The organism is Microcoleus sp. D2_18a_D3, assembly GCF_036702455.1.
GTDB lineage: Bacteria > Cyanobacteriota > Cyanobacteriia > Cyanobacteriales > Microcoleaceae > Microcoleus.
This window is the reverse complement of record NZ_JAUBTK010000088.1, coordinates 25869-32675: the sequence shown is the minus strand read 5'-3', so window position 1 is coordinate 32675 and position 6807 is coordinate 25869. Positions and strand designations below refer to the sequence as shown.

Genomic DNA, 6807 nt, shown 5'->3' with positions numbered 1-6807 from the left:
TTTAATAATTTTAGGAATCGCGTATTAGCTTGCTTTTCTGATTAGATAAACTTATAACCATAAGTTCAGGAGAGCCACTATCAACTATCAACTATCAACTGCTTTCCCAACCTTTAATTTCCGCGTCAGTTAGCGTTCTCTCCAACTTCACATACTCAGTCCGAGCCGCGATCGACAAGTGTTTCATCATCACTGGCTCCCCGGCATCTGCTGCCATAAAAGCTGCATTCAAGGCAATATTGCGGATATTTCCACCTGCTACGTTTAACCGCGCTAATTTGACAAAATCCAACCCTTCTGTCGGCGTATTTTTTGGAAAAATCCGCTCCCAAATTTTAGCCCGATCTTTGGCATCTGGAAAACCATACTTCACCACAAATCGAATGCGGCGGAGAAAAGCTGTATCCAAAGAATCTTTTAAATTCGTTGTCAAAATCGCTAAACCTTGGTAAGATTCCATGCGTTGCAGCAAATAGCTAACCTCCATATTGGCATAGCGATCGTGACTGTCTTTGACATCAGAACGTTTGCCAAATATCGCATCGGCTTCGTCAAATAACAAAATTGTCGCTCCAGCTTCGGCAGCATCGAAAACGCGGCGCAAATTCTTCTCAGTTTCGCCGATATATTTGCTAACTACAGAACTTAAATCAATCCGGTAAAGATCCAGTTGCAATTCCCCAGCTAACACCTCTGATGACATAGTTTTTCCAGTCCCAGAAGTTCCGGCAAATAAGGCGCTAATTCCTAAACCTCGACCTCCTTTACTAGCAAATCCCCATTGTTCGTAAACTTTGGTGCGTTGTCTGACATGAGCGACAATTTCTCGCAAGGTTTGGCGCGCTGTTTCTGGCAATACTAAATCATCCCAACTTGCAGCGGGTGAGATGCGTTGGGCTAAGTCATCTAACCGGGGACGAGATTGAGCGCGGCAGATGTCCCATAATTGATTTGAAATTGCAGCGGGCGGGTTAATTTCACTTGTTTGTTGGGCAGCAAGACCATCTGTAAAACTGGTCTCGATTTTTTCTGGGTTTTGACTAATGATCTCCTCACAAACAGCATAAATTGTGGGGGCGTTGAGGTTGAATTGTTCGACTAATACTTCTACTTGTCCGTGGAGCAGAGGTGCGATTTCTCCTAAAGCGTTTTGCCAGATTTGGTGTTGTTCTTGTTTGGTGGGCGGATGGATATCAAAGGTGATGAAAGGACGCTTTGCTGGTTTGCGCCGATCGCGCGTTGTTATAATTATTGGACTGGTGATATTGGCAATCAGTTGAGCGATCGCATTCTCTTTTTCCCCAGCTTCTGACTCCAAAACGTCGCAGTCTAATAACAAAGCTGATTTACTTAACTTCCCTTCTCTCTGCCACAGCAATATTAAGTTATTCAATTCGGCAGTAACTGTCGGAATTACCCTGGTAGATATTGCTGCTAATTTTATCCCTGAGAGTTCGCAGGCAGTGAATGCGATCGCCAATTTAGATTCTACTTCATCCCCGCATAATTGTACTATCGGTAATGGGTAATCCGTAATTGGTAGTGAGTCAAGAGAAAAATCACTTTGCTGCTGTACCCAGTTTTTTGACCAAAGTGTTGCTATTTGAGATGCTATTGTCGAGTGCGAACCGCTTAACGGCATGCGGCGCGATCGCACCATTTCTCCACTAAGAGATACTGGCTCGATCGTACCTTTAAATGCTTCATCCAAACAATCTACTCCCATTAAATAGTGTAAAATTCGTTCGTTAATTCTCAACGCGCTACGGGTAATAGTTTTACCGCGCCCAACTTCAATCAACTGCCAGCGGCGTAACGGACGATCGGGAGAAATAGCATTCCAATGAGGTGCAGCCAAAGCTGACATTGCCAGATTAAAAGTAGGATAATTTAGCTGCCCATCTCCCTGAGCATCGGCGCACAAAGCATCAAAGTTTTGCTGTAATTCCATGCCCGCACATAACAGCAGTACATCTCGCTCAAAATCCGATAAATTGAATCCGATTGTTAGTTCTTGTAATGCTGGTGGATAGGGCATTGCTGACGCCGCAGCCCTCAGTTCCAATCTAGCTTGTTCTACCTTTAACGAGGATAAGAAATTTTCCGGTTCAGCAATATAACTTGATAATATTTGCTCGATTACTGCGATCGATGCCATCAGGTATCTAATATTGGCATCCTGCCATTGACTGCTTTGTTTAACGTTCATTTAATATCATGTTCGCATGAATAATTGTAATCGGGACAGATTCAAACTCAACGCTATATTTCCGGAGAAATTAGCGTTAGGAGGATGTCACCCGATCGCAACTGAGGGACCAACATACCCATTATCCCCATCCACTTCGAGGGGACTCTCCGCACCATCAATCTGCACCCTTAGCAAATATTCTCCTGCCTTTACATCCAAAATCGGAAACACCACCGTTTTGCTATGCTCATCGCGGGGTTTGGCGGCAAAAATGTAACCCACCGGATTGTTATTTGATCGCTCGTTCAAAAATAATAGCGCCCGCTGCTGCCTGCTAACGGTTAAATCAACTTCCACTTGCAATTGGGCCTCGTACAGATCGTCCTCTTTTTCCCATAAATCCAATACCTCTAGCTTTTCTTTATCGATCTGCGGACACAAGACAAACGGGATCGCGTTCGACGTTACCGTTCGATCGGACTCTGAGGCCGCCGTTCGATCAGACTCTGAGGCCACCGTTTGATCGGACTCTGAGGCCACCGTTTGATTGGACTCTGAGGCCACCGTTTGATCGGACTCTGAGGCCGCCGTTCGATCGGGCTTGGGGGACGTAAGTTTCACGACTGGATGCAACACCCACAATTGCTGCAAGCCCGCCCGCAAACTTTTGAATTCTTCTTCCGGTAGCGAGGATAAAGTCAACCGGATCTCTTTTTCGCTCACCTCTTGTGGCGTTACCCTCGCCTCGCCTATTCTCACCTGTGCTCGATCGGCCTGCAACCGCTTGCCCCGAATTATCAATATACTATCCGCTACAATCGGTTGATTTGCTCCCGCTTCGGCGATCGCTTGGTCAACTACCGGCTGACTGGGCGTTGTATAAAATTGCACGCTCCTTACTGGCAAGGCTCTGCCGCTCTGTCTATTGCCTTCAATCAAAACTGCCCCGCCTTGGCAAGCAAAAGATAGCACGTAGGGTGTCTGGAAAAACACTGACCAAATTTTCGACAGTTCTTCTGTATTCATCTGGCTGGGAACGATCGTCACCCGCTCGACTTGCTGTTCCAAAGTAGAATCTGCCAAATAACTAAAATTCGAGTGATTCAGCGTCGCCCGAATCATCTCCGGCGTCAGTATCGGGTTGTCAACAATGGTACGCACGGCGCTACCGAGCAAACGTTGGGGCTCCAACTCTATGTCATTGCCGTAAAACGTCATGATGTAAAACAAATCTAATCCCGCTTGAGCTTGTTTGATTAATTCTCCTTTGGGGCGGCGGTTGCGTAAGTCGTAATTCCGCCAAGCAGGATTTGGTGTCGCTTGATACAGATAAATATTCACTCCTACTTCTGGTGTCTTGCCCCCATTTGCTTCGGGGCGCACTGTGGTAACTTTGGCTCCCGGTACATCGAGTTGAATCGCTGATTGCAAAAGCCTTGCCAGCGTGGCTGTGACGGTGGCGATCGCCAGATAGTTACTCATTTTCTCTCGTGGTTAATCGACGTGGCATTTAAATATTGACGAATTTTTATTCATAAAAAACACAAATTACGCTGGGTGTAGTATAACAAAACTTTACTTAATTAATAGAGGAAATATCTAAAAATGCCCTATAATAGCAGGCGTGAAGCTACCTAATTATGCCAAGCATTTAAGAATCAGCTATAAAACCGTGTGGCAGTGATGGAAAAGCGGCAAGTTACCCAATCCAGCAAGGCAAACCGACACTGGAATGGTAATTGTCGATTTTAACGATCACCCCATATAGAAGGCAGAAACTTGGTCAAATTAAACAACCAAGTGGTTCTAAAGGGGTTGGTAAAAAAGAGTTTGGCAAGAAATAGAGGGTGCCTGGTAGTAGATCCGAGGCTAATGACGCCGGTGTTCCCGACACAATTGGGTGCTTCATGGCGTGGCTTGCAACCTTAGTAGGTGGCGGCGTGAGGTCTGCGATCGCTCCGAAATGGAACTACAAACAATATCCATCAATCTATTAGCCATTTTAGCTAAGCTAGAAGATGGTACAAATTCAACATAGCAAATAGTGAGAACGCGATCGGAAAAACAAGGTTAACTTAACTATTAACAGCGACGAGTTATTAACAAGAAGTGGTGGGCGATGCAACTTCGTGAAATTTACATATGAGAATTTATATATAAGAATTTACATATGAAAATTTGAACGAGCAAGTCACCACATCGAAACGAGCGATCGAGATAACTGGTACGCAAGTTATAGTAAGCGAACGCAGTAGCCGACAACTGGTAAAAATTTCCCCTTTAAGGAAGAGATATATGGCAAGACTTGATTACTTTGCTCCTGGTGTATACGTCGAAGAAATCGATCGAGGCAGTCGCCCGATAGAAGGCGTACAAACTAACATCGCCGGTTTTATTGGCTTTACCGAAGCGATTCGCAATGGCGCGGAAATCGGCAAACCGATGTTAGTCACCAGTTGGAATCAATATTTAGAATACTTTGCCAAAGAAAACTCCGATGGATTCACAGACTTCGGTGCCTATTTACCCTTTGCCGTTAACGGTTGGTTCTTAAACGGAGGCGCTAGGTGTTGGATTGTTAGCATCGGCACCCAACTCCCCAAACCCGCAGAAAGTACCACCCAACCAGGCCTAGAATCAACCGCGCTGACAGTCAAAACCTCCGCCAAACGCGAATCTTTGCAATTTATCCTCAAGCAGGGAGAAGAAGAAACAGATCCCAGCGCGGTCAAGGTAGAAATTTCACCCAGCGAACCGAGATCGTATCCCGAAGATCCAAACGCCCCAGCCCCCGTCCCCGCTGAATTTTTCACCGTAGTCATCAAGCGCGAAGGGCAAGAACTCGAAAGGCACGAAAATCTGACGATGGATCGGGACGTGCGACCGGAGGTAGGCGACTATGCAGTGACCAAACTCCAAGAAGCATCCCAGTACGTCACCGTCATGGACTTGACCCAACGCGGACTGCCCCTCACCCGCCGCCCCCTAGACGGTCAATACGAAGTCAGCCCTCCTCCTTTGTTACCAACGCAGGAAAACTTGTACGGATACGTGCAAGGGGTGCGGGACGATCGATCTGGCATACAAGGGCTGTTCGAGATTGACGAAATCACGATTGTCGCCTGTCCGGATTTAATGCTGGCGCACAAACAAGGTTTAATTGATCGCGACCAACTGCACGGACTGATGGATTTGATGGTAAGTTTGTGCGAAAACGCCGCACCCAATCCGCCCAACCGCATGGTGGTTTTAGATACGCCCCACGACTGCATTAAACCGCAACAAGTAACTAATTGGTTGGATAACGAATTCAGTCGGCGTTCCATGTTTGCCGCGCTTTACTATCCCTGGATTAAAGTACCCAATCCCCGCAACGCTGGAAAACCGATTTTAATCCCGCCTTCCGGTCACATGATGGGCGTATGGTCGCGCACAGATGAAACGCGGGGCGTCTACAAAGCACCAGCAAACGAAACTCCGCGCGGCGTCATCGGATTATCTTACGATTGCAACTTCCGCGAACAAGAATTATTGAACCCCAAAGGGATTAATTGCGTCCGCACGTTTCCAAATCGAGGCATTAAGATTTGGGGCGCGAGAACGTTAGTAGAACCGGAAAAAACCGAATGGCGTTATATCAGCGTCCGTCGCTTAATGAGCTATATCAATAAATCCATTGAATTAGGCACTCAATGGGTTGTATTTGAGCCAAACGACCAAGATTTATGGGCGAGGGTACGGCGGACAGTTAGCAACTTTTTGGAACGCCTCTGGCGGGAAGGTGCATTGTTTGGTGCCAGCCCCGAACAAGCGTTTTACGTCAAGTGCGATGAAGAAATCAACCCCCCTGAAACGATGATTCTAGGTCGGTTGTATATTGAAGTTGGCGTTTGCCCGGTCCGACCGGCAGAATTTGTCATCTTCCGCATCAGCCAGTGGAACGCCCAGGACGAAGAGTGATCTCATGTCGGGTCGATTGCCAGCAATCAAAAATGTTTGTAGTGTGGACTTTAGTCCGCTCCATCTTGCGGACTAAAGTCCACACTACAAACCTTACTTATTGTCAGTTACCAAATCACAAGGAGTTGAATTATGGCAGCAGGAAACGATGAATTATTAGTCAGTTGTAGGTTTTATTTTGAAGCTGATGGTTTGACAGACAAGCAAATTTTGGAAGTCTCCGGTTTAAGTGCTGAAAGTCCGGCCGCCGGGGGTGACAAAGTAATGGGCTCGGGTAAAAATGCGATGAACATGCGCCAAGCTGCTCCCACCCAAGTCAAATATACTCCAGTTGTTGTCAAAGTTGTTGCTACTACTAACAAAGACCTTTATAAATGGTACGAAGATTGCAACAAAAATGCTGGCGGCAAGTCAGACTGGTCTTCAAATCGGAAAGCTGCTTCCGTCACTGTTTACGACCAAGCGGGAGAGATGAAAGCGCGTTGGGAGTTGCAAAATGCTTATCCTACCAAGTATGAAGGTCCTAAATTGGAAGCTGGCTCCAATGATGTGGCTAATGAAACCATCACTCTAGTCCACGAAGATATCAAACGAGTGCAGTAGATAATGGGTAATGGGTAATTGGTAACAATAAAAAACTTGGCTGGCCAACTACA

General features: G+C 46.3%; 5 protein-coding genes. 3 read left to right on the top strand and 2 right to left on the bottom strand.

What is annotated here, in order from left to right:
- Positions 1 to 94 precede the first annotated feature (94 nt).
- On the bottom strand, positions 95 to 2209 hold the full coding sequence (locus QUB06_RS28490; protein ID WP_333438136.1) for an ATP-binding protein: 2115 nt from the start codon (positions 2207 to 2209) through the stop codon (positions 95 to 97).
- An 87-nt stretch (positions 2210 to 2296) separates the two neighbouring features.
- Positions 2297 to 3673, bottom strand: coding sequence for a DUF4255 domain-containing protein (locus QUB06_RS28485; protein WP_333438135.1), 1377 nt, complete (start codon positions 3671 to 3673; stop codon positions 2297 to 2299).
- Positions 3674 to 4038: 365 nt separating this feature from the next.
- Here QUB06_RS28485 and QUB06_RS28480 point away from each other — a divergent pair, with 365 nt between their 5' ends.
- The 3 genes from QUB06_RS28480 (at position 4039) to QUB06_RS28470 (ending at position 6754) form a co-directional block, all read left to right on the top strand.
- Positions 4039 to 4188 (top strand): hypothetical protein, encoded by a 150-nt coding sequence (locus QUB06_RS28480; protein ID WP_333438134.1) that lies wholly within the window; start codon positions 4039 to 4041, stop codon positions 4186 to 4188.
- 298 nt (positions 4189 to 4486) lie between these two features.
- Complete coding sequence (locus QUB06_RS28475) at positions 4487 to 6151, top strand: phage tail sheath C-terminal domain-containing protein (protein WP_333438133.1); 1665 nt, start codon at positions 4487 to 4489, stop codon at positions 6149 to 6151.
- Between the two features lie 132 nt (positions 6152 to 6283).
- The gene (locus tag QUB06_RS28470) at positions 6284 to 6754 is read left to right on the top strand and encodes a phage tail protein (RefSeq protein ID WP_333438132.1); all 471 of its coding nucleotides are present in this window, start codon (positions 6284 to 6286) and stop codon (positions 6752 to 6754) included.
- Positions 6755 to 6807 lie beyond the last annotated feature (53 nt).